General features: G+C 61.4%; 2 protein-coding genes. Both read right to left on the reverse strand.

Features of this window, described 5'->3' with window-relative positions; all coding sequences use genetic code 11:
* A partial coding sequence (locus NW820_RS04140) for a cation transporter (protein ID WP_414406762.1) occupies nt 1-1,035 on the reverse strand: 1,035 nt, incomplete at its 3' end.
* A gap of 210 nt (nt 1,036-1,245) precedes the next feature.
* On the reverse strand, nt 1,246-1,658 hold a 413-nt coding region (locus tag NW820_RS04145; RefSeq protein ID WP_414406763.1), incomplete at its 5' end, for an aldo/keto reductase.

Raw genomic sequence — 1,658 nt, forward strand, 5'->3', positions numbered from 1 at the left:
CATCCCCTCGTTGACCGTGGCCTGGCCGGCAATGACTTCTCCATCCACCGGGATCTGTTCGCCGGCCCGCACTTGGAGCCAATCCCCCACTCGCACCTGTTCGACAGGGCACCATTCTCCGGTTTGGGATCCCAGATCCAGGTTCCCCTCTGGGCTGGAAGCCAGAGATCCCGCCTTCTCTGCAGGCTGAACCCGCCGAGCCAAACTGGGACACAAGCTCACCAGCGATTGCAGGCTGCTGGCCGCCCGCAGGCGGCTGTGCTGTTCCAAGGCCCGTCCCAACAGGATGAAGCTGAGCATCATGACGGGCTCGTCGAAAAAGCACTCCCAGCCCACCTGAGGGGCCAACAACCCCGCCAGACTGGCCAGGTAGGCCGATCCGGATCCCAAGGTAACCAAGGTGTTCATGTTGGGGGCCAGCCGCCGCGCCCCTCTCCAACCATCCAGGACAATGCCGCGAGCTGGGCCGACAAAAGTCAAGGTCGCCAAGCCCCAGTGCAGCCAGACATCATTAAGGAGGGGCAAGCCCAGACGGGCGAAGAGATCCAAGTGTCCGGCGGCAGAAATCAGCAGCAAAAAAGCGGCGGTGAGCGCTTGGCGAATGTGGTGTCGGGTCTGCTGTCGCTGCCGAGAGAGGGGATCCGCAGGCACATCCAAGGCTTCTTCCCACCCACCGGGAGGGGAAGAGGGATCTTGAGAGTGCTCCGCACCGCTGACGCGAACGGAACTCCCGCCGGAGAGGGCCTCACCCTCTGAACTGTAGCGGCTGGGAAACCCTGCCTCTGTCAAAATCTGGGCCAGGTGCTGCGGGTCGGGCCGGATCCCAGGGGCAAACTCCACAAGGGCCGACTCGGTAACCAGGTTAACGCTGGCCTTGACCACCCCCGGCTGTCTCAGTAGAGCCTGCTCGACAGTGCGGACGCAGCCGGCACAACTCATGCCCCCCACCTGGAGAATCAGGGATCCCGCCTGAGAAGGCACTGTGGGCCCATTCTGGTCAGCCGGATCCCTTGGCCTGTCTGCTTTATGGGTCAAAGTGCTCCGCACTGCTGACGCGAATGCATCTGGGATGGCCATCTTTGTTCTCCCGTGGTTAACAGCCCCCTCGCCCTACTGGCCAGTTATGTAGCGGTAGGACAGGGCTCTACATCCCATTTTTTGCCAAACTCAATCGTAGGACTGGGATCCCGGCGACAAAGTGCTCCCCACCGCTAACGCAAACGGCAAGGGAACAGAAAGCAACAACTAGGCAGCGCGGGCAGGCGGGGACATAAAGCTGGGGGGAATGGACTCGGGAACATACCTTTGCAAAATATCCTCGATGGTCTGCATCGCTTCCGCATCCAACGACCAGCCCCAAAGGCCGGATATTGCCTCCAGATGATAGGGCTTGCGTGCCCCCCACAGCGCCACACTCACCCCCGGTTGATCCAGCAGCCAGCGCACCGCCAACTGGGCCAAGGTCTTGCCATAGCGATCCTGAGCAAACCGGCTCAATGCCTCTGCCGCTTTTAGGTACTGGGAGTAGCGCGGTTCAACAAACTTGGGATCGATCCCGGCGCGCATATCCCCTGAAGGGAAGGTGGTTTGTGGCGTCATCCGTCCGCTCAGCAGACCTCGGCAGAGGGGACTGTACACCAAAGTGTGAATGCCGTGCT

This window comes from Synechococcus sp. R55.7 (assembly GCF_047461955.1).
Lineage (GTDB): Bacteria > Cyanobacteriota > Cyanobacteriia > Thermostichales > Thermostichaceae > Thermostichus.